Genomic DNA, 231 nt, shown 5'->3' on the forward strand with positions numbered 1-231 from the left:
GCATGTTCACATCGGTCAGCACCACGGCGGAGGTGCCGGCGGTGTAGAGCTGCAACGCTTCATGACCATCGGCGGCCAGCTCCACGGTGCAGCCGAGTTCTTCCAGTTGGTCGCGCAATATCAGCTGGTTGATGATGTTGTCTTCGGCCACCAGCAGGTGCAGGTTGAGCTTTTTCAGGTCGCGCTGGCGTGTCTGTTCGTCGGCGCGTGCCACCCACAACCCCTGTGCCT

Annotated in this window: 1 protein-coding gene; it reads right to left on the bottom strand. The window is 61.5% G+C overall.

Going from position 1 to position 231, the window contains the following annotated elements; genetic code table 11:
- Window positions 1-231: response regulator (locus ACW9IR_RS30105; protein ID WP_457466250.1), on the bottom strand; the 231-nt coding region annotated here is incomplete at both ends.

Source organism: Pseudomonas sp. SDT291_1_S447, assembly GCF_054070155.1.